Origin of the sequence: Methyloceanibacter sp. (assembly GCF_041573655.1) — a bacterium.
Lineage (GTDB): Bacteria > Pseudomonadota > Alphaproteobacteria > Rhizobiales > Methyloligellaceae > Methyloceanibacter.
Genome location: NZ_JBFFQD010000015.1, coordinates 30,910 through 52,629 on the forward strand (window position 1 = coordinate 30,910; position 21,720 = coordinate 52,629).

The window sequence follows — 21,720 nt, forward strand, 5'->3', positions numbered from 1 at the left end:
CAAGGCGATTCAAGCCCAATACCGGGCCTGGCCGGGTCTCGGCAAGGGCCCTTTCTGGGACAGAGAATCCCATGACAAGGATAGGTCGAGGGGATATTGTCACGGTCAGGAGTTTGAACACTGGGTCCACACCATTTCAGCAGTTTAGCTGTCACCTGTCGCGGGATCTGGTATTCGTTTGCGTCTTGCGCTGCGTCACTCGTATTGAATGGGGAGGTACCCACGTATGTTCACGAAGAAGCCTGAGTCTGCCGAGGCTGTCACCAAGCTTGGTGAGCGACCGAGCAGCTCGGAGAAATCATCGCCGTTCACCGAACGGCCCGCGACCTACTCAAAGAACCCAAGCCCAAGTCCGAGCGCTGGAGCCAATTCCGGCGCGAGCAAGATGGTCCCCTCGATCATCGGCGAGGACCTGACGGTGATCGGTAACGTCGCGTCGAAGGGCGAGATCCAGGTCGATGGCGAGATTCAAGGCGATATCGACTGTGGCTCCCTGCTGCTTGGCGACAAGGCCCAAATCAATGGATCCGTCCGGGCCGAAGACGTCGTGGTGCGCGGCAAGGTGACGGGATCGGTCCGTGGCCTTCGGGTGACGCTCCAATCGCAGTCCCATGTCGAAGGCGACATCCACCATCAGAGCCTTGCTATCGAGCAAGGGGCCTACTTCGAAGGGAAGTCACGCCGGTCCGACGATCCGATGGCCGACGGAAAGAAACCGTCAGCGCGTTCGGCAAAGTCAGCCGACTCGGAAGAAAATCCGTTCTCGGGCCGCGCCGCGGAGTAGCGGACTATCAGATTGCGCGATGAGCGGGGTGCCGGTTGCGGCCCTCCGCTCATTGCTTTTTAGGCTGGTTTTTAGGCCGGCTTATTTTCCGGCTTCTGGTCGGCGTGAATGCGCTCCGCGAGCGCCGCCTCGATAAAGGCGTCGATATCGCCGTCGAGCACAGCCGTCGGATTCGTACTCTCCACGCCCGTGCGCAGATCCTTCACCAGCTGATAGGGCTGGAGCACGTAGGACCGGATTTGGTGGCCCCATCCGATCTCTGACTTCGACGCGGCGGCGGCCAGCGCCTCCTCCTCCCGCCGCTTGAGCTCGGCTTCATACAGCCGCGCGCGCAACATGGCCCATGCCGTAGCGCGGTTCTTGTGCTGCGACCGCTGGTTTTGACACTGCACGACAATGCCGGTCGGCTCATGGGTGATGCGCACGGCGCTGTCAGTTGTGTTGACGTGCTGACCTCCGGCGCCCGACGCCCGATAGGTGTCGATGCGGACATCCTTCTCATCAATCTCGATGTCGATGTTCTCGTCGATGACAGGGTAGATCCACACCGAAGCAAAGCTCGTGTGCCGGCGCGCATTGGAGTCGAACGGCGAAATCCGGACCAGCCGGTGCACGCCTGACTCGGTCTTCAGCCAACCATAGGCGTTCAAGCCCTTGACCAGGATCGTGGCTGACTTGATGCCGGCTTCATCGCCGTAATGCTCGCCGATCAGCTCGGTCTTGTAGCCCCGCGCTTCCGACCAGCGCAGATACATGCGCTCAAGCATTTGCGCCCAGTCTTGGCTTTCGGTGCCACCGGCGCCGGCGTGAATCTCGATAAAGGCGTCGTTGGCGTCCGCCTCCCCCGACAGCAGCGCCTCCACCTCGCGGGTGTGGGCTTCGGCCCGCAGCTTTTGCAACGCGGCCTCCGCTTCGGCGACGATGCTTTCGTCCCCCTCCTCCTCGCCCATGGAGACGAGCGTGAGATTGTCGTCGAGTTCGTTTGCGAGGCGATCGAAGGCGTTGAGGGAGGTCTCGATCTGCTGGCGTTCGCGCATCAGAGTTTGCGCGCGGCCTGCATCGTTCCAGAAGTCGGGCGCTTCGGCCTCGGCGTCGAGCGCGCTCAGTCTCGCCTTTGCTTGATCGGGGTCAAAGATGCCTCCGCAGCAAAGACAAGGATTCTTTGATGTCGTTGACGACCGCCTCGGTTTCGGCGCGCATGCGTAGTCCTCAAAGTTTGATGTCGAAATTCAATAGAACGGAGCCGGGCGGAAGGCGCGCCCGGTCCTAGCCCCTGAACGAAGCTCTAAAAGAAACCGCGGAACAATCCGCGCTCGCGCCGCGGTGCGCGGCGTTGGCGCGGTGGCGGCGCGGAGGCCTGAGGCGGCGGCTGAGGCGCGGCCTGCGGCGCTGCGGCCTGGGCACCAGCCGGTTGCCCTGGCGCACCCGCCTGAGCTTCAGCTGGATACTGGGGGAACCCGTCCGGCTGCGCACCTTCCTCGGCCGCTTGGCCCTGGGGCTTGCCATCTCGACCCAGCGGAATCGCACCGGGGGGAACCTCGTTCGGCTTGAAAGCCTCGACGATCGTGCCGCCTCCACCACCACGGGCCGGAAGACCCGTCTTGGAGTTGACGCGGACCAAGACGGCCCCTTCAGGCGGCCGGAATTCGGCCGGCGGAACGTCCTTGAGAGCCTCGGCGAGGAAGTCCTTGACGATGGGCGCGGCCAGACCGCCGCCGGTGGCGCTGCGGCCCATGGGCTTCGGCTGGTCGTAGCCGACATAGACGCCCACGGCCATGTCGGGCGTATAGCCGACGAACCAGGCGTCCTTGTAATCGTTGGTCGTGCCGGTCTTGCCGGCCAGCGGCCGCTTCAACGCTCTAAGCCTCGTTGCCGTTCCGCGCTGAACGACACCTTCCATGATGCCAACCATTTGATAGGCGGAAACCGGGTCGACGACCTGATCGCGGACATCGATAAGCTCGGGCTCGCCCTGTCCGGTCCACTCGCGCGCGCTGCACAAACTGCAGTCCCGCTTGTCGTGACGCCAGACGGTGCGGCCATAGCGATCCTGGACGCGGTCGATGAAGGTCGCTTCGACCTTCTTGCCGCCATTGGCGATCATCGAGTAGGCGTTAACCATGCGCAGCAGCGTGGTCTCACCCGACCCGAGCGACATAGCGAGCGCCGGTACCAGATTGTCGTAAACCCCGAAGCGGTTCGCATACTCGGCAATGACGGGCATGCCGATATCCCGCGACAAACGCACCGTCATCAGGTTGCGCGACTTCTCGATGCCGCGGCGCAAGGTCGAGGGGCCTGCGCCTCCACCCGAGTAGTTCTTGGGGCACCAGGGCGGCATGCCGCGGCCTTGGCTCACACAAATGCGTCCGTCGACGATGATGCTCGACGGCGTATAGCCGTTGTCGATGGCCGTGAGATAGATGAGCGGCTTGAACGAGGAGCCGGGCTGACGCAGCGCTTGGGTGGCGCGGTCGAACTGGCTCTGATGGAAGCTGAAGCCGCCTACGATGGCGAGCACGCGACCCGTGTGCGGGTCTATAGCCGTAATGGCGCCGCTGACCTTGGGAGGCTGCTGGAGCGACCACTTGCCCGCAACCGTCTCCGCCGGCGCAACCTCGCCATCCTTGTTCTTCTTGGGCTCGAGCGGCGCGACGTAGATCACATCGCCCGGCTTCAGCGCGGACTTGATGGACTTACGCGTCCACTTGACTTGCGACGCCGGGATCACGCCGGTCTCCCGCTCTTCGACCAAGCGGCCTTCCTTGTCGCGCCCGGGCCGGATGCCGATCGTTGCCTGATCGCCCGACACTTCGAGAACGACCGCCCGTTTCCAGGGCGCGATATCCTTCCACACCGGAATTTCGGCAAGCGCCTTGCCCCAATCGCCGGAGATTTCGATGGTCTTGTCGACGCCGCGCCAGCCTGCATGGGCGCGGTCGTACTTGGTCAGCCCCTTGACCAGCGCCTTGTGGGCGATCGCTTGGAGCCGCGGGTCGAGTGTGGTGCGGACCGACAGGCCGCCACCGTAAAGCTTGTCCTCGCCGAACTTGTCGAGGATCTCGCGGCGCACTTCCTCTGCGAAATACTCCGAGGCGTGAATCTGCGGACCGTACTTCTTCGCCAGCACGCCGAGCGGCGTGGCCTTGGCCTGCTCGCCTTCCTCAGGCGTCGCAAAGCCGTTCCCGACGATCCGGTCGATCACCCAGTTGCGCCGCGTCAGCGCGCGTTCGGCGTGCTTCCAGGGGTCATACCGGCTTGGCGCCTTCGGCAGGAGTGCGAGATAGGCCGCTTCCGCCCAAGACAGCTCGTTCAGCGCTTTGCCCCAATATCTCTGCGCAGCTGCCGCCACGCCGTAAGCACCGCCGCCGAGATAGATCTCGTTTAGGTAAAGCTCGAGAATCTGATCCTTAGTGAAGGCGCGCTCGATGCGGATGGCGAGAATCGCCTCCTTGAGCTTGCGCTCGATGTTCTGCTCACTCGACAGAAGGAAGTTCTTCGCCACCTGCTGGGTGATGGTCGAAGCGCCGACCATATGGCCGCCGCCGGCTTGCATCGCGCTCATGTTGGTGACGATGGCGCGGATGATGCCCTGAATGTCGAGGCCGCCATGCTGATAGAAATTCTTGTCCTCGGCGGAGAGGAACGCCTCGATCACGCGCTTTGGAACTGCGGTAATCGGCACGTAGATACGTCGCTGGCGTGCAAACTCGGAAATGAGCCGGCCGTCATTGGCGTGGATGCGCGTCATAACAGGCGGCTCGTATTTGGCGAGCACCTCGTAGTCCGGCAGGTCTTGCGATGCCTTCCACAACACGAACGCAACCGCGCCCGCCACGCCAATGGCCAGGATCATGCCCGCTGCGAACATGAAGCCGAGAAAGCGCAGGAAGAAGCCGCGACGTTTCTTTTTTCGCCCTCGCTTGGGCGGCGTGACTGGTGTCGTGATGTCCATAATTTCCTACCGTCCCGACCCCGCGTTCCGCCTGGCGGGGCACCCAAACCAACCTAGCCAAGAATATGGCAATAAAACGCAAGAGTCGTCCGAAATCATGGAATTTCCCGACCTTGCGGGAGCAGCCTTAGGGCCAGACCTTCCCGCTCAGAACGGGCTGCGGGCGATGCGCTTGTTGAAATAGCCGTCGATCGCCGCCGTCACCGATGTGGCCATCCGGTCGCGCCAAGCCTCGGAGGTGAGTTGCTTCTCGTCGTCGGCATTGCTCAGGAAGCCCAGCTCCAGCAGCACGGACGGCACGTCAGGCGCCTTGAGCACCCGGAAGCCCGCAGACCGCAAGCGCTTGTCGTGGAGCGTGCCCTTGGCGGCGAGTTCGCCGACGATCGACCGGGCAAAGACCACAGACCGATTCTTGGTCTCCCGCTGGGCGAGATCGATGAGAATGTTGGCAACCACCTCATCGGACTCCTCCGGCAACTCCACGCCGGCGATGGCATCGGAGAAGTTCTCCTTGGCAGCGAGCGCTCGGGCTTCGGCATCGGAGGCTTGCTCGGACAAGGTGTAGACGGTGGCGCCGCGCGCATCGTCGATCTCGGCCGGGAAGTAGTCGGCATGGATGGATAAGAACAACCCGGCCCCCTTCTTCTGAGCTATGGCCACGCGCTCCTTCAGGGGCAGGAAGGTGTCGTCCTCGCGCGTCATGTAGACCTCGTACCGTCCCGTCGCGAGAAGCTTCTCCTTGAGGCGCTTTCCGAACTTGAGCACGACCCCCTTCTCGGCCACGCCATTGGCACTACTGGCGCCCGGGTCGACGCCCCCGTGACCGGGATCGAGCACGACGATGGGCTTTGCATTGGCTGGGCGTTTGGGCGCCTGAGGCAGCGGCACGGCGGACGCTTTTGTGCGCGCCTCCTTCGCCTTGCCGAGCTTGTCGGCGAAGGTTTTCTCGTCTGTTGGAACGAGATCGACGACAAGACGCGCCGGCTGATCGTCCCGCGGCTCCAGGACGAAATACTTGTCGATGAGAAACGGCCCGCGGACGTCCAGGACAATGCGCGATTTGCCCGGGGCGAACAGGCCGTAGCGGAAGGCGGTGACGAGGCCACGCTGCTTCTTGCCAATGCCGCGTGGCATCTGAAAATGGACATCGGCGGCGTCGACGATCACCCGGTAGGGATTGCCGAGGGCGTAGACATGCACATCCACCTTCTTCGACAGGTCGGCGATGAAGCGGGTGCGCTCGCGGTCGCCGGCGAGCCGCGCGTCGTTGGCGACGACACCTTGCGGCGCTGCGAGCGCGGGCGCGCCCGGGAGCCCCGCCGGCGCGATCACCCCGGCCGCGAGTACCGCGGCAGCACCGAAAACACGCAGCACGCCTATAGCTTCCACTCGCCCTTACCCTTTTCCGGCAGTCTTCAGCTCTAAACGGCCCGAGACCCGTGGCCGTTCCCTGGCGGCGCTGCTCCAAATCAGGATCGAAATCACGGCAATTGTTAACCACGCCTGGTTAAGCGACCGTTGTGCCGACTTGGTGGCCTCGCTTCGGCACTTGCCAAATCTCCGGGCAACCCCCTAATAAGGACATAGACTCAAACCATTGAGTCCGAGCCCCCTGGACGCCATATGGCGGTATGGGTGGAATTTATTTTGGCGCGTCAGGCCTTTGGAATCGGCCGGGACGCAGGAAGGCGGCCTCTCATTGTGATGGCCGCCTAAAATCGAACTGCTCGCCGCGTTTGAACGCGGCAGGTGAGGATTTGGCGATGCACGCTCAGGGTTGTCAGCTAAGTCTCCGGGATTCCCGGGCTTTTTTGATGCCACTGACCGCTTGGCGGCCACGGATGGCCGAACCCATGAGGCCGGATACCCGGCTCAACATGGGTCGTCGCTTCGAATCATGGTCTATTGGTCATTGGCGCGCGCGGGCTTCCGGTACACGCCCGGCGAGGCGGTTGTTTAAGCCGCTCTTCTCGGCCCGCGCGGCGGAGAACACACAACATGGCAAGCAAAATGCTTATCGATGCGGCGCATCCGGAGGAGACCCGGGTCGTCGTAGTAAAAGGCAATCGTGTCGAGGAATTTGACTACGAATCGGCGAATAAGAAGCAGCTCAGAGGTAATATTTATCTCGCGAAGGTGACCCGGGTCGAGCCGTCCTTGCAGGCGGCATTTGTCGATTACGGTGGCAACCGTCACGGCTTCTTGGCCTTTACTGAAATTCATCCTGACTATTATCAGATCCCGGTTGCGGACCGGCAAGCCTTGCTCGAGGAAGAGGCGGCGGAACACAGCCGCGCTTCGGCCGAGGAAGCCGCCGAGGACGACGAGGCGGCGAACGGCCGTGGCCGACGGCGCCGGGGCCGGCGTGCACGCACACGTGGCGAGCCGCGAAAAAGCACGAGGCCGCGGAAGACGGCGAGGTCCAAAGACGCTGAGTCCCAAGAGGCTGAGCCCCAAGAGGCTGGGCCCCAAGAGGCTGAGCCCCAAGAGGCTGAGTCCCGAGGCGTCGCGAGCGCACCACCGATCGCAAAGTTCGAACTCGACGAAGTCGACGAGATCGACACGACACCCCGCGAGGACGGCGAGGTCGACAAGAAGGCCGGCGACGATGACGACGGCTCGCCCGACATCGCACTTGAAGCAAGCAATCTCGTTCATGAGGTCTCCGAGGCTGCCGAACCCGGCGGCGAAGAGACAGAGTCCGAGGATGCCGACGCGACCGCTGAAGCGTCCGCCGAAGAGAGTGACGATGCCACGGACGATGCGGCCGAAGCCGGCGCGAAGTCCACGGACGATGGCGACGACGACGAGCATGACGATGACGACGGCGAGCAAGCCGCCGCGAAGGATGGCAACGGCGACGCCGTCGAGTCCGTCGGCTCCGAGGACGCTATGGAAGAAGTGCCGGAGCGTGCGCGCCGGCGCCGCGGCAGGCCTTATAAGATCCAAGAGGTGATCCGGCGGCGCCAGATCATTCTCGTGCAGGTCGTCAAGGAAGAGCGCGGCAACAAGGGCGCAGCGCTGACCACCTATTTGTCGCTCGCCGGCCGCTACACGGTGCTGATGCCGAACACCGCGCGCGGCGGCGGCATCAGCCGCAAGATCACGCAGCCGACTGACCGAAAGCGCTTGCGGGAAATCGCCGGTGAACTCGAAGTGCCGGAAGGCATGGGGCTGATCATCCGCACCGCGGGCGCACAGCGCACCAAGACCGAGATCAAGCGCGACTACGACTATCTGCTCAGGCTGTGGGAGACCGTGCGCGATCGCACGCTGGAATCGACGGCCCCTGCCCTCGTTTACGAGGAAGGCAGCCTGATCAAGCGTTCGATCCGTGATCTTTACAACAAGGATATCGACGAGGTTCTGGTGGCCGGCGACGAAGCCTATCGCGAGGCCAAGGACTTCATGCGCATGCTCATGCCGAGCCATGCGAAGAACGTGAAGCCCTACAAAGAGCCGGAGCCGATCTTCATCCGCTACCAGGTCGAACGCCAACTCGGGGCGATGTTCTCGCCACAGGTTACGCTCAGATCCGGCGGTTACATCGTCATCAATCAGACCGAGGCGTTGGTCTCCGTCGATGTGAACTCGGGCAAGGCGACGCGCGAACACAATATCGAGGACACGGCGCTCAAGACGAACCTCGAAGCGGCCGAGGAGGTCGCGCGGCAATTGCGCTTGCGCGATCTTGCAGGCCTGATCGTCATCGACTTCATCGACATGGACGAACGCCGCAACAATCGGCATGTCGAAAAACGCTTGAAGGACTCACTGCGCAACGACCGCGCGCGCATCCAGGTGGGCCGCATTAGCCATTTCGGCCTCTTGGAGATGTCGCGGCAGCGCCTGCGCACGGGCATGCTGGAAGGCTCCACCGATGCCTGCATTATGTGTCAAGGCACGGGCATCGTGCGTTCTGTGGAATCGGTGGCGCTGGATATCCTGCGCTCGGTCGAAGACCGGCTCATCACCGACGGCGTGGTGCCGCTGGTGGCGACCACCGCCGTAGATGTCGCGCTTTACATTCTCAACCAGAAGCGCGCGCACGTGAAAGACATCGAGGCGCGCTACCAGGTGCCGATCACCATCACGGCGGATAAGGAGCTGCACATCTCGCAGTTCGTGATCGAGCGGGGCGCAGAAGGCGCACTCATCGATGGCGAGAGCACCGTCGTGCAGATGGATTGGGCGCATCACGGCGCGGATGCCTCAGGCGAGGCCGAAGGCGATACGGGCAAGCGGCGGCCGAGACGGCGCCGGCGCTCAAGGCGTCAAGGTGACGGCGACGAAGCGCCCGCAAGCGCCAAGGGCGCCGACTCAGAAGCGACAGACGCCGACGCGGTCCAGACCGCGGGAGATGAAAGCGCGGACACGGAAGGCGAGCCTGCCCGCAAACCTCGCCGCAGAGGCCGCCGCGGTGGCCGGCGCAGCCGCGGTCAACGTGCACAAGCAGCGGCGAGCGAGGAGAACACCCAAAGCGAGGGCGGCGCGGAGGCAAACCCTGCCGATGCTCCAGCGGCAGACGCAGCACAGCCCGCCGAAGAGGTCGCTTCGCCCGAGGACCAAACAAACGGCAAGGATCACGACGCCAAGCCGGCGGCCGATGTCGAACTAGTCGGCGAAGGCGCCGTGCCGGAGTCCCACGAGCCGGAGCCGGCCTTTAGCGTTCCGCCGGTTCGCGAGGAACCGGTGGCACCGTCGGAGATTCACGTCGAAAACGAAGACGATGACGACGACGCACCGCGCCGCCGAGGCTGGTGGTCGCGCGGCTAAGACGCCCAAGATGCTGTAGGACAGTTTGCATGAGAGGCGCGCTCCGGCGCGCCTCTTTTTCTTTTGCGCTACTTTGCTTTGAGCCAAGCGCCGATACGGCGTGTGGCCTCGCGCATCTCGTCTTCCGACCCGGAATAGCTGAAGCGCAGATACGAGCCGCCACGGTCGGGATCGAAGTCAATGCCGGGCGTCGCGGCCACGCCGATCTCGCGCAGCATGTCACGCGCGAAGGCGGCGCTGTCGCCGGTGTAGCGGCTGATATCCGCATAGAGATAGAACGCGCCGTCGGCAGGGAGGATGGTGTCGAGGCCGGTGCGCGGCAACTCCTCTAAGAGCATGGCGCGGTTGCGTGCGTAGCGGGCCTTGATCTCCTCAAGTTCGTCGATGCCATCGAAGGCGCCCAGTGCCGCAATCTGGGATATGGCCGGCGGCGAGATGTAAAGGTTCTGCGCCAACCGTTCGATCGTACGGGTGAGTGCGTCGGGCACCACAAGCCAGCCAACGCGCCAGCCCGTCATGCTGAAATATTTGGAGAAGCTGTTGACGACGATGGCGGTGTCGCTGTGCGCCAGCGCCGTCTCAGCCGGCGCGCCGTATTCGAGCCCGTGATAGATCTCGTCGGAAATCAGCCACAGCCGAGCGCGGCGGCACGCATCGGCGATCTCCGCCAAGCGCGCACCCATCGCCATAGTGCCGGTCGGGTTGTTTGGGCTCGCCAGTAGGAGCCCGGACGCGCCGTCCGTGCCAAGCCGGTCCACATCGGCCGCGGTCGGCATCCAACGCCCCTGCCCGGACGTTTCGATCAGATGCGGACGCATGCCGAGCGCCTTCAGGATCTGCCGGTAGCACGGGTAACCGGGCGACGGCAGGCCAAGCCCGGCACCGTGATCGAGGATGGCGAGAAAGGCCAGCACGAAGCCCGCGGACGATCCCGACGTGACCACGATGCGCTCCGGCCCGACGCGAACGCCGTAGCGCTCCTTCACATGCGCCGCGATGCGCTCCCGCAATGCGGGCAGCCCCAAAGCCTCGGTATAGCCCAACCGGTCGTCGCGAAGCGCGGCCGCGGCCCGTTCGCGTGCGGCACGCGGCGCGGCCGTGGCGGGCTGGCCCACCTCCATATGGATGATGTCCTCGCCGGCCACTTCGCGCGCGTTGGCATCGCGCATCACGTCCATGACGATGAAAGGATCGATGGCCCGCGCCGCAGCCAATGGCCTGGGCAGCCCTTCCATTTCGACGTCATCGTTCACGGAGCGAACCTCGCGCTTAAGTGATCGCAACCGTTTCGGGCCCGTCACGTTGTCGCCTCATTCAAAAGTCAAGCAAATCAAAGCTTGGCAACGGCGGGGGCCGGAAGCGGCGTGCCAACCTAACGCCCTAAGAAGGCAAAACAAAATAGGCGTCTTTGCCGCTGCCCACTAAGCGAATACGATCACGTCCGACCATGCCTTGTCTGGCTCATTCCCGCTCTCGTCGAACGCCGTCGCGCCTGCGCACGGTGCTTGTCGCTGCGCTCATCGGTAGCGTGATCTGCTCAACGGCGCAGGCTCGCGGCATTATTCGCGATGCCGAGACTGAGGCGCTGATCCGCGACTATGCCAAGCCGATCTTCCGCGCCGCGGGCGTCGGGTCGCAGAACATTCGCATCCACATCGTCAACGACCGTAACTTCAATGCCTTCGTGGTGGATGGGCACAACATGTTCATGCATGCCGGCGCGTTGATGATCGCCGAAACGCCGAACCAGGTGATCGGTGTCATCGCGCACGAAACCGGGCACATCACCGGCGGCCATCTCGCGCGGTTGCGCTCGCAGATGGCCAGGGCGAAGTCGGCCTCGCTCATGTTGCAACTTCTCGGCCTCGCGGCCGTGGCGGGCGGCGCGATCGCCGGCATCCCGAACGCGGGTCAGCTCGGCATGGGGGCGGCCATGGGCGGCCAGCAAGCCGCCTTGCGCAGTCTGCTCGCTTACCGGCAGACCGAGGAATCGTCCGCCGACCAGGCGGCCATGAGCTTCCTCAATGCCACCAAGCAATCGGGGCGCGGCATGATCGAGACCTTCGACGTCTTGGCCGAGAAGCTCCGCGGCGTTCAAGGCATCAACCCGTACCTGATGTCTCACCCCTTACCCCAAACGCGTATCGCACAGCTGCGGCAACTCGTGGAGCAGAGCCCCTACTACGACAAAAAGGACTCGCCCGAGCTTCAGTTCCGCCACGACCTGATCCGGGCGAAGTTGTCGGGCTTTTTGGATAAGCCGGAGATCGCGTTCAACCGCTATCCGTCGAGCGACACGACGCTTCCGTCTATTTATGCGCGCGCAATCGCGACCTACCGGCAGTCCGGCGTGGACGCCGCCATGCCGCTGCTCAACAAGCTGATCGCCGAACAACCCAACTGGCCCTATTTCTATGAGACCAAAGGGCAGTTCCTGTTCGAGAGTGGCCGGGGGGCGGAGGCGATTGCTCCCCTCAAGAAAGCCATTGAGCTTGCACCGCACGAAGCGATCGTTCAGATCATGTACGCGCAAGCCTTGATCGGGACCGAAGACAACCGCTATCTCGACGAAGCCATTCGCAATCTGCGCCAAGCGCTGGTCCGCGAAACCTCATCCGCGAGAGGCTACCGGCAGCTTGCGACGGCCTATGCGCGCAAGGCCCATCTGGCCAAGGCGAGCGGGGCAAAGCGCAATTTCATGGCGCGCGCATCACTTGCGTCGGCGGAAGCCTATTTCTATGAAGGTCGTTTAGACAGGGCGAAACAACAGGCCAAGCGGGCCAAGGCCGGACTTCCTGAGGGCTCGCCGAACTGGATCAGAGCCGACGACATTCTTTCCTTTCAATTGCCGAAGAAGAAATAACTCGAACCAAACCCTGGAGAGCTAAGCATGACCTCTAAGACAGGACTCGCTACCGCGCTGGTGGCCGCCGTCGTAGCCGCCATCGTGAGCGCTGCGACGCTCCTCATTGTCGGGCGCACGGCGCCAGGGGTCGCCACCGCCCCCACAGGCGGACTGGATGAGAAGCAGGTCATCGAGGTGGTGCGTAACTACCTCACCGAGAACCCCGAGATTCTCGTCGAGATGACAACGAAACTCGACAAAATTCAGCAGGAGAAGCAAGCCGCCGACCAGGTGTCGGCTATTAGCGAGAATTCCGACGCGCTGTTCCGGTCCACCAAAGCCTTCGGCGCCGGCAATCCGGACGGCGACGTCACCGTGGTCGAGTTCTTCGATTACAATTGCGGTTTCTGCCGCCGCGCCATGCCCGAGGTCGTCAAGCTCGTCGACAACGACGACAAGGTGAAGGTGGTCTTCATGGAGTTGCCGATCTTTGGCGATGAGTCCGAAGACGCCGCCAAAGGCGCTCTCGCCGCGGGCAAGCAGGACAAATACATGGAGATGCACCAGAAGCTGTTCACGGCGCCCGGCAAGGCCAACAAGGAAAAGGTGCTGCGCATCGCCAACGAGATCGGGCTCGACGTTCCGCAGCTGGAGAAAGACATGGAGGGCGACGAGGTCCAAGCCGCTCTCGACGAGGCCCGGGGCCTCGCCCAAGCACTCGGCCTGCAGGGGACGCCGCTCTACCTGGTCGGCGACCGGATCATCCCCGGCGCGCCTGACGACCTCTACGACCAGCTGGTCGAAAAGGTAACCGAGGTGCGCGAAAAGGGCTGCACAGCCACCTGCTAGGGGCTAACCCTAGGTGGCAAGGGGCCGGGTTTGCCGCCCGGCGCTTTTGCCGAACGGCAGAAAAGCTGATAAATGGGCGCGTTTCCCGATGCTGAAACGTGGCCGTTCCGGCCGATTTATCCTTGAAAACAGGCAACCGCTCCGGTCATGGCCCAGACGATCCAAATCCTCAACGGCCCTAATCTCAACCTGCTTGGCACGCGGGAGCCCGAGATTTATGGCAGCGAGACGTTGGACGATTTGCACGCGCGCTGCGAGCGCAAGGCGAAGGCCCTTGGCTATGAGGTCGTGTTCCGGCAAAGCAACCACGAGGGCGAGCTGGTCTCGTGGGTCCAGGAGGCGCGCGAGCGTGCCGCAGGGCTGATTGTCAACGCCGGCGCCTTCACCCATACCTCGGTCGCCCTGCTCGATGCCTTACTGTCCTGCTCGGTACCGATTGTCGAAGTTCATTTATCCAATATCTTCCGCCGCGAGCCATTCCGTCACCGGTCCTATGTATCAAAGGCCGCCAAGGGCGTGATCTGCGGATTCGGAGGCTTGGGCTACGAGCTTGCCATCGAGGCGCTCGCCACCTCGCTCGCGGAAGCCAAGGCCGGTTGATGGCCAAGAAAGGACGCCGATGAATAAAGACGGGGGTAACCTCGATAAAGACCTCATCCGAGAGCTGGCGGAGCTCCTTGAGGAGACCGGTCTGACCGAGATCGAGATCGAGCTCAAGAGCGGCCGCTTCAGGGTGGCCCGGGGTGTCAATCTCACCACGACGCTGATGACGACCGGCAACGGCGCACCACCACCTGCGCCGCCGCAAGAGCATCGCGAGCCGAAGCGCGCCTCCGAGACCGAAGACGTCGCCGTGCATCCGGGCTCTGTGACCTCGCCCATGGTCGGCACCGCCTACCGGTCGGCCGAACCCGGCGCGCCACCCTTCGTCGAGGTCGGCAGCCGCGTGTCTGCGGGTCAAACACTGCTCATCATCGAAGCCATGAAGACGATGAACCACATTCCCTCGCCCAAGGCTGGCACGGTCCTCGCCATCCTTGTCGAGGACGGTCAGCCGGTGGAATACGGCGAGCCGCTCGTGGTGATTGAGCAGGGTTAGCCACGCTCTATGTTCGACAAGATCCTGATCGCAAACCGGGGAGAGATCGCACTTCGCATCGAACGTGCTTGCAAGGAGCTGGGCATCTCCACGGTGGCGGTTCACTCCACGGCGGATGCACACGCCATGCATGTCCGCCTCGCAGACGAGAGCGTGTGCATCGGCGCACCGCCCGCCAAGGACAGCTATCTCAACATTCCGGCCATCGTCGCCGCCTGCGAGATCACCGGCGCCGATGCCGTGCATCCGGGCTACGGCTTCTTGGCCGAGAATGCCCGCTTCGCCGAGATCCTCGACGAACACAACATCGCGTTCATCGGGCCCACGGCCGAGCATGTCCGGCTCATGGGCGACAAGATCAAAGCCAAGGAAACGGCGAAGTCCCTCGGCATTCCCGTCGTGCCAGGTTCGGACGGGCCGGTCACGAACTACGACGAGGCGAAAAAGATCGCGGCCGAGATCGGCTTTCCAGTTCTGGTCAAGGCGTCCGCGGGCGGCGGCGGGCGCGGCATGAAGCTCGCGCATTTCGAGAACGAGCTTGAGCCTGCATTGGCGACGGCGCGCAACGAAGCGCGCGCGGCCTTCGGCGACGATACGGTCTATCTGGAGAAGTATCTCGGCCAGCCACGGCATATCGAGGTGCAGGTCTTAGGCGATGGCGAAGGCAACGCCATTCATCTCGGCGAACGCGATTGTTCGCTGCAACGGCGCAATCAGAAGCTTTGGGAGGAGGCACCCTCGCCTGCTCTGAACGACAACGAACGCCTACGCATCGGCGAGATCGTGGCGGATGCGATGCGCAAACTCAAATATCGCGGCGTGGGCACCGTGGAGTTCCTCTACGAAAACGGCGAGTTCTACTTCATCGAGATGAACACGCGGCTCCAGGTGGAGCATACCGTGACCGAGATGGTCACCGGGCTCGACCTGGTGATCGAGCAGATCAGAATCGCGGCCGGTGCGCCGCTCACGCTGGCCCAAGAAGACGTGTCGTTCATCGGCCACGCCATCGAATGCCGCGTCAATGCGGAGAACGCGCTCACCTTCCGGCCCTCGCCGGGGACGATCACGCATTTCCACCCGCCAGGCGGACTTGGCGTCCGGGTCGATTCCGGCGCTTACGCGGGCTACACCATTCCCCCGTATTATGACAGTCTGATTGGGAAGCTCATCGTGCACGCCCGCACGCGCAACGAATGCTTGATGCGGTTGAAGCGGGCGCTCGGAGAATTCGTCGTCGATGGCATCGAGACCACCATTCCGCTGTTCTCATCGCTCATCTCAGAGCCCGACATTGTCGACGGGAGCTACGACATTCATTGGCTCGAGGACCATCTGGCGCCGAATACCGAACGCCCGGGGTAGCGCGTCATGACCACCATCGACGACGTGATGATCGAGATCACGCCGCAGGTGCTGCTCAAGGCGTATGCGTGCGGCATCTTTCCGATGGCAGAGAGCGCGGATGACAACGCGCTGTATTGGATCGAGCCGGAGCGTCGGGGCATCCTCCCCTTAGACGACGTACACATCCCTAAGAGTCTGGCGCGCACCATTCGCCGGGGCGGGTTCGAGGTTAAAGTCGACCACGACTTCGAGGGCGTCATCGACGGCTGTGCGGCGCCCCGCGCGGGCCGGCGCAGCACGTGGATCAACGGCCGCATCCGCAGTCTCTACCGCGAACTGTTTAAGCTCGGCCATTGCCATACCGTGGAAGTCTGGCAGGACGGGAAGATGATCGGCGGTCTTTACGGCGTCCACTTAGGCCGCGCGTTCTTCGGCGAGAGCATGTTCTCCACGGCGCGCGACGCGAGCAAAATCGCGCTGGTCTATCTCGTCGCCAGGCTAAAGTACGGAGGCTTTACCCTGCTCGACACGCAGTTCGTCACCGGACACCTCGCCCGCTTCGGCGCGATCGAGGTGAGCCGTCAGGAGTTTCAGGGGCTCCTGGAAGGCGCGTTGGGGAGCCAGGGTAGACCGCCCGGACCGGGCGGTGGCGCGGGCCGCGGCCGCGGTGCCGCAGCGGCAGGAGGCGGTGCAGGCGCGGCAGCAGGAGGCGGTGCTGGCGCGGCGGGCGCAGGCGCAGGTTCAGCCATGGCCTCACCTTCTGCGCCAGGTTCCGAAGGCGCGTTCTCCGCGCTCTCCGAAGGCGCCCCGCCAATCGGCATCTTGCAGCTGGTGAGCCAAACATCGAAGACCGGATGCTCCACGGCGTGAAGTCCGGGGCTCTCGGCGAACATCCACCCGGTAAAGATGCGATGCTGCTCGCCCGCGAGCGTGACCTCATCGACTTCGACGAATGTGGCGGTGTGCGGCGCCTCGGTGGGCGGGCGCGTGTCGCAAGCACGCGGCGTGACTTTGAGCGCGCCAAACTCGACCGTCTGATCCATCGGAATCTCTAGATGCGAGATGCGGCCGGTGACCTTGTCGAGCGCGGCGAACACGGCGATGGAGTTCTTGACCATCTCGGCTTGAGCGGGGAGAGACAACGGCACGATCACGGCCGCCGCCGCAAACGCGCCTGCCAAGACGCGCGCGCCTCGAATCCAAATCTTCATGCTCTGCGTCATGCCGCGTATCCTACCGCCGCGTCCGGGATGCATCACCGGACCGGCCTTCCCTCTTTCAATGGCCTCGTCGAATATTGGGGCAACGGTGTGGCACCGCCGCTCCCCTTGCGAGAATGATGTCCTCATGCATTGCGCTCGGCGCTAAATCTGAGCCGCACATGGTCCGCGGTCCAGCGGCCTTGGCTATCACACAAAGACGGGCGCAAAAGATCGAGCGCCTCATTGAGCGCCGCGGTTCGGTCAGGCTCCGGAAACTGGTCGAAGAAGGATTGCCCAAACGTCATCAGCCAGCCGTCCATGCCGGTCTTCAAAGGCGTCGGGCGCGGCACCAAGGCAACCTCCCGGACCGTGAAGCCGTGCGCTTCGAGGAGTCCGCCATATTCCTCGACCGTCGGAAAGAACCAGGGCGCGACCTTGGCGGGATCGCCGCCGCGCTTGGCGCCGACCGCCCGCATGGCGCTGGCGATTGCGGCGACGTTGCCGTGACCGCCGAACTCGCCGACAAAGCGGCCCTTGGGCTTCAGCGCGCGGGCAACGCCTGCAATGACGAGATCGGGCGCGCGCATCCAATGCAGCGCCGCGTTGGAAAACACCGCGTCAAACTCCTGAACGAAATCGAGCGCGTGCCCGTCGGCCTTTTGTACCGCGAGCCCTTTCATGCGCGCCACGGCAAGCAGTTCATCGCTCAGGTCCACGCCGAGCACGTCGGCGCCTGCCGCCCTGATCTCCGCAGTGAGTGTGCCGTCGCCACAGCCGAGATCGAGAATGCACTCGCCGGGCTTGGGCGCCAGCATGGCAAAAACCGCGCCGGCCAGTTCAGGCACGAACCGGCCGTTCTTCGCGTAGTCGGAGGCCGACCAGCGCTGAACCGCCTCGGGCGGCCGCGTCACTCGCTCCTGCATCACTTGGGTTGCCACGGCTCGTAATCCAGGGGCTGCTCGTTCACCCGCGGGCGCATGACCGAACCCACGGGGCGATAAGCTTCATACGTGCCGGTCATGTTGGGCCGATGGGCCTGCTGCCAGGGACGCGGGGCGTCATCCCCCTCTGTCGGCAGCTCGTCGGTAATAAAGTGCAGCCAGGCATGCCAGCCCGGCGGTATTTGCGACGGCTCGGACAGGGTTTCGTAGATCACCCAACGGCGCGTGCCGTCGCGCTCCCGGTAATACACATTGCCGAGGCCGTCCTCGCCCACGCGAATCCCTTTGCGCAAAGTGAAGAGGCGCGTGCCAATGGTGTTGCCCTTCCACCAGGCAAACATTTCACTGAAAAGTCCCATGGATTTTGGTCAGCTTCTTTGGCGGCGATGCGTACGGACTATGGCCTTTCGGCTAGCCCCCTGTCCAGCGGCGCAAGGGGGTTAGCCCGCCCGGCGCTTGACCGCATGGGGCGCCGCAGCCGGAACCGCGGAAGCCGCCGCCATCACGGCGCCAGGTGCGCAAGTAGGCCGCGGGGTGCTGAGGGCCAGCTGTTCTTCGAGGCCCGAAACCACATAGTGATCATCTATCAGCTCGAAGGGCCGCTCGTCGTTCATCAGCCAGTCCAGGCGCCGAAACAGTGTGCCGGCGGAGGTCGGGAGCAGAAGCACTTGGTGAGCGCCCGCCTGAAGCGCCTCGGCCACCAGGTCCGGCTTGGCGTGTGCGCTCATAATCATGGCCGGCACGAAACATAAGGGTTCGGAATCGGGCCGGTGCATGAACCTAACCAGCTCGACGCCGCCGAAGGGCTGCATGGCGCCGGCCGCGATCACGACGTCCGGCGCGGTCTGGGGCATGGCGGAGAGGGCGTTGGCTGGGCTTTCGTAGATCTCGACCCGGCCCACGCCGATGGCGGCGAGCATCGCGCGCATCATGGCGCGCATGGGCCGGCGATTGTCGACCACGGCCACGGCCAATTGCTCGATGTCGCGCCGATAAGCGCGGTGATGCAGCGTTGAAGCCAATTTAGATCCTCACGGAAGCCGTTACCGTGCCGAACCTACTGATTATCTTGTAAATTTCCCATGAACGGGGGATGCGGATCTCAGCCCCCCTCCACCCCGTCCGTCGCCTCTATCGCGGCCCTTGCGACGCGATCGGACGCGGAAAATCGCCACAGGCCTGTCGCTCACCAAAAAAATGGCCGATTTCCAAGGGTTTGGCTCGCCGCCATTGCAGGTCATCCAGCGCCTATCCACATACTATTCCTATGCTCGCCCACAGGGTTTAGTATGCAGTAAGGACTCCCTGCCATACATCTTGTTGCCGGCTCGCGAGAATCGGAGCAGTTTTTGAGGTTCGAAGAACGAACGATCTAGGGGCCGAAATTTACTAGGGGGAAGAGCTAATATGCGGATTCAAAGACGTTTTACTGAGCCAGGACAGTCGCCTTATGCCGGAATCGCGTTTCGGGAGAGCCGGAGCGAGATCAAGAATCCGGATGGCTCGGTCGTCTTTGCCTTAGAGCGCTTCTCCGTCCCCGACAAATGGAGCCAGGTGGCGGCCGACATCCTGGCCCAGAAATATTTCCGCAAAGCCGGCGTGCCGGCCAAGCTGAAGCGCGTGGAGGAGAATTCCGTCCCCTCTTGGCTGTGGCGGTCCGAACCCGACACCGAGGCGCTCCAGGCCCTACCGGAAGACGACCGCTTCGGCAGCGAGACCGACGCCCGGCAGGTCTTCGACCGGCTGGCGGGCACCTGGACCTATTGGGGCTGGAAGGCCGGCTATTTCAGCTCCGAGGACGATGCCTCCGCCTTCTATGACGAGATGCGCTTCATGCTCGCCATGCAGATGGGCGCGCCCAACAGCCCGCAATGGTTCAATACCGGTCTGCATTGGGCCTATGGCATCGATGGCCCGAGCCAGGGGCATTATTATGTGGACTTCGCCACCGGCCAGCTGACGGCCTCCGATTCCGCCTACGAGCACCCCCAGCCCCACGCCTGCTTCATCCAGTCGATCGAGGACGATCTCGTCAACGAGAACGGCATTATGGATCTATGGGTGCGCGAGGCGCGCCTCTTCAAATACGGCTCCGGTACGGGCTCCAACTTCTCCCGGCTGCGCGGCGAGATGGAGCCACTTTCGGGCGGCGGCAAGTCCTCCGGCCTGATGAGCTTCTTGCGGATCGGCGACCGGGCTGCCGGCGCCATCAAGTCGGGCGGCACCACGCGCCGCGCGGCCAAGATGGTCGTGGTGGACATCGATCATCCGGACATCGAGGACTACATCAATTGGAAGGTCGTCGAGGAGCAGAAGGTGGCCGCGCTCGTCACCGGCTCCAAGGTGCTGTCCGAGCGGCTCAACGCCATCCTGCGGGCTTGCGCCAATTGCGACGGCGACGGCGACGACTGTTTCGATCCCACGCTGAACCCGGCGCTGAAGCGCGAGGTCAAGGCGGCGCGGAAGGCCAAGGTGCCGGACAACATGGTCCGGCGCATGATCCAGTTCGCGCGCCAAGGCTACACCTCGGTCGACTTTCCGACATACGACACGGATTGGGACTCGGAAGCCTATCGGACGGTCTCGGGGCAGAATTCCAACAACTCGGTACGCGTGACGGACGAGTTTCTGAACGCGGTCGAGACGGACGGCGACTGGGATCTCATCTTCCGCAAGAACGGCCAGGTCGGCAAAAGGCTGAAGGCCCGCGAGCTGTGGGAGCAGGTCGGCTACGCCGCTTGGTCGTGCGCCGATCCGGGCATCCAATTCCACACCACGATCAACGATTGGCACACCTGCCCGGCAGCGGGCGATATCCGGGCCTCGAACCCCTGCTCGGAATACATGTTCCTGGACGATACGGCCTGCAATCTCGCCTCCCTCAATTTGATGGGGTTCCGCGCAGAGGACGGCAGCTTCGACGTCGAGGGCTATGAGCACGCCATCCGGCTCTGGACGATCGTGCTGGAGATCGCCGTGACCATGGCGCAGTTCCCCTCGCGCCAGATAGCCCAGCTCTCTTATGAATACCGCACGCTTGGGCTCGGCTACGCCAATATTGGCGGCCTGTTGATGGCCTCCGGCATTCCTTACGACTCCGACGAAGGCCGGGCGCTGGGCGGTGCGCTGACCGCGATCATGACCGGCGTCTCTTATGCCACCAGCGCGGAAATGGCCCGCGAACTCGGTCCCTTCCCCGGCTACGAAGATAACCGCGAGCAGATGCTGAAGGTCATCCGCAATCATGCGCGGGCCTCGCGCGGCGAAAGAGAAGGCTATGAAGCCCTCTCGACCCCGCCGGTGCCGCTCGACCATGCGGCCTGTCCCGACCCGCGGCTCTTGGCCCACGCCATGCGCGCCTGGGACCAGGCGCTCGAGCTCGGCCGCGACTACGGCTATCGCAACGCGCAAGCCACGGTGATCGCGCCGACCGGCACGATCGGCCTGGTGATGGATTGCGACACCACCGGCATTGAGCCCGACTTCGCCTTGGTGAAGTTCAAGAAGCTCGCCGGCGGCGGCTACTTCAAGATCATCAACCGCATGGTGCCGGAGGCCTTGAGCGGACTCGGCTACGGCGAAGATGAGATCAAGGAGATCATCGACTATGCGGTCGGGCGCGGCACGCTTGCCGGCGCGCCGGGCGTCAATCACGAGACGCTTGCCGAAAAGGGCTTCTCGCCGGAGAAGATCAAAACGATCGAAGAAACGGTCGCCTCGGCCTTCGACATCAAGTTCGTCTTCAACAAATGGACCCTTGGCGAGGCGTTCTGCACCGAGGACCTCGGCCTCGCCGCGGACCGGCTGGACAAAGCCGATTTCGATCTTCTGGCGGAAATCGGCTTCTCGAAGGCCGATATCGATGCCGCCAACGAGTATGCCTGCGGGGCCATGACGCTCGAAGGCGCGCCGGGGCTCAACG

16 protein-coding genes and 1 pseudogene are annotated in these 21,720 nt (G+C 63.5%); 9 read left to right on the plus strand and 8 right to left on the minus strand.

All coding sequences use genetic code 11. The features are described from left to right. The first annotated feature begins 226 nt into the window (after positions 1 to 226). Positions 227 to 784, plus strand: a complete 558-nt coding sequence (locus ABY454_RS05515) for a polymer-forming cytoskeletal protein (RefSeq protein WP_372929181.1) — start codon at positions 227 to 229, stop codon at positions 782 to 784. Positions 785 to 855: 71 nt separating this feature from the next. Here the strand turns inward: ABY454_RS05515 and prfB are convergent. The 3 genes from prfB to ABY454_RS05530 form a co-directional block, all read right to left on the minus strand. Beyond that, positions 856 to 1,984 (minus strand): peptide chain release factor 2 gene (gene prfB / locus ABY454_RS05520; protein WP_372929182.1). Its coding sequence is split into 2 segments (ribosomal slippage): positions 856 to 1,914 and positions 1,916 to 1,984, totalling 1,128 coding nucleotides; the frame shifts between segments, so codons are not numbered across the junction. A gap of 85 nt (positions 1,985 to 2,069) precedes the next feature. Beyond that, positions 2,070 to 4,739 carry a penicillin-binding protein 1A gene (locus ABY454_RS05525; RefSeq protein WP_372929183.1) on the minus strand — a complete coding sequence of 890 codons (2,670 nt, stop codon included), beginning with the start codon at positions 4,737 to 4,739 and terminating at the stop codon, positions 2,070 to 2,072. A gap of 147 nt (positions 4,740 to 4,886) precedes the next feature. After that, on the minus strand, positions 4,887 to 6,113 hold the full coding sequence (locus tag ABY454_RS05530) for an N-acetylmuramoyl-L-alanine amidase (protein WP_372929184.1): 1,227 nt from the start codon (positions 6,111 to 6,113) through the stop codon (positions 4,887 to 4,889). Between the two features lie 624 nt (positions 6,114 to 6,737). Between ABY454_RS05530 and ABY454_RS05535 the strand changes: the two genes are divergently transcribed. Next, a complete protein-coding gene (locus ABY454_RS05535) occupies positions 6,738 to 9,515 on the plus strand; it encodes an Rne/Rng family ribonuclease (protein ID WP_372929185.1) in 2,778 nt (925 codons plus the stop codon). 68 nt (positions 9,516 to 9,583) lie between these two features. Here the strand turns inward: ABY454_RS05535 and ABY454_RS05540 are convergent, their stop codons facing one another. Further along, positions 9,584 to 10,750 (minus strand): pyridoxal phosphate-dependent aminotransferase, encoded by a 1,167-nt coding sequence (locus tag ABY454_RS05540; protein ID WP_372929198.1) that lies wholly within the window; start codon positions 10,748 to 10,750, stop codon positions 9,584 to 9,586. Between the two features lie 266 nt (positions 10,751 to 11,016). Here ABY454_RS05540 and ABY454_RS05545 point away from each other — a divergent pair, with 266 nt between their 5' ends. The 6 genes and pseudogenes from ABY454_RS05545 to aat all read left to right on the plus strand — a co-directional run. Beyond that, positions 11,017 to 12,378, plus strand: a complete 1,362-nt coding sequence (locus tag ABY454_RS05545) for a M48 family metalloprotease (protein ID WP_372929186.1) — start codon at positions 11,017 to 11,019, stop codon at positions 12,376 to 12,378. A gap of 27 nt (positions 12,379 to 12,405) precedes the next feature. After that, positions 12,406 to 13,209, plus strand: a complete 804-nt coding sequence (locus ABY454_RS05550; RefSeq protein ID WP_372929187.1) for a DsbA family protein — start codon at positions 12,406 to 12,408, stop codon at positions 13,207 to 13,209. A 147-nt stretch (positions 13,210 to 13,356) separates the two neighbouring features. Then, on the plus strand, positions 13,357 to 13,809 hold the full coding sequence (aroQ, locus tag ABY454_RS05555) for a type II 3-dehydroquinate dehydratase (protein ID WP_372929188.1): 453 nt from the start codon (positions 13,357 to 13,359) through the stop codon (positions 13,807 to 13,809). A gap of 19 nt (positions 13,810 to 13,828) precedes the next feature. Then, complete coding sequence (gene accB, locus ABY454_RS05560; RefSeq protein ID WP_372929189.1) at positions 13,829 to 14,308, plus strand: acetyl-CoA carboxylase biotin carboxyl carrier protein; 480 nt, start codon at positions 13,829 to 13,831, stop codon at positions 14,306 to 14,308. A 9-nt stretch (positions 14,309 to 14,317) separates the two neighbouring features. Continuing rightward, positions 14,318 to 15,673, plus strand: a complete 1,356-nt coding sequence (gene accC, locus ABY454_RS05565; RefSeq protein ID WP_372929190.1) for an acetyl-CoA carboxylase biotin carboxylase subunit — start codon at positions 14,318 to 14,320, stop codon at positions 15,671 to 15,673. A gap of 6 nt (positions 15,674 to 15,679) precedes the next feature. Further along, positions 15,680 to 16,348: pseudogene (aat, locus tag ABY454_RS05570) on the plus strand (leucyl/phenylalanyl-tRNA--protein transferase); the annotation flags it as partial. Here aat and ABY454_RS05575 read toward each other — a convergent pair. The 4 genes from ABY454_RS05575 to ABY454_RS05590 all read right to left on the minus strand — a co-directional run bounded on the left by ABY454_RS05575 (position 16,246) and on the right by ABY454_RS05590 (position 18,820). Beyond that, positions 16,246 to 17,004 (minus strand): DUF2155 domain-containing protein, encoded by a 759-nt coding sequence (locus tag ABY454_RS05575; protein ID WP_372929191.1) that lies wholly within the window; start codon positions 17,002 to 17,004, stop codon positions 16,246 to 16,248. The pseudogene aat and the gene ABY454_RS05575 sit on opposite strands and share 103 nt — an antisense overlap. Then, the gene (locus ABY454_RS05580; protein ID WP_372929192.1) at positions 17,001 to 17,768 is read right to left on the minus strand and encodes a class I SAM-dependent methyltransferase; all 768 of its coding nucleotides are present in this window, start codon (positions 17,766 to 17,768) and stop codon (positions 17,001 to 17,003) included. Before ABY454_RS05580 ends, ABY454_RS05575 begins: the two co-directional genes overlap by 4 nt. 11 nt (positions 17,769 to 17,779) lie before the next feature. Next, positions 17,780 to 18,157 (minus strand): NADH:ubiquinone oxidoreductase subunit NDUFA12, encoded by a 378-nt coding sequence (locus ABY454_RS05585; protein ID WP_372929193.1) that lies wholly within the window; start codon positions 18,155 to 18,157, stop codon positions 17,780 to 17,782. A gap of 81 nt (positions 18,158 to 18,238) precedes the next feature. Then, entirely contained in the window at positions 18,239 to 18,820 is a 582-nt protein-coding gene (locus ABY454_RS05590) for a PleD family two-component system response regulator (RefSeq protein ID WP_372929194.1), read from the minus strand. A 385-nt stretch (positions 18,821 to 19,205) separates the two neighbouring features. Between ABY454_RS05590 and ABY454_RS05595 the strand changes: the two genes are divergently transcribed. Beyond that, positions 19,206 to 21,720, plus strand: a 2,515-nt coding sequence (locus ABY454_RS05595) for an adenosylcobalamin-dependent ribonucleoside-diphosphate reductase (RefSeq protein ID WP_372929195.1), incomplete at its 3' end; no start/stop codon positions are given.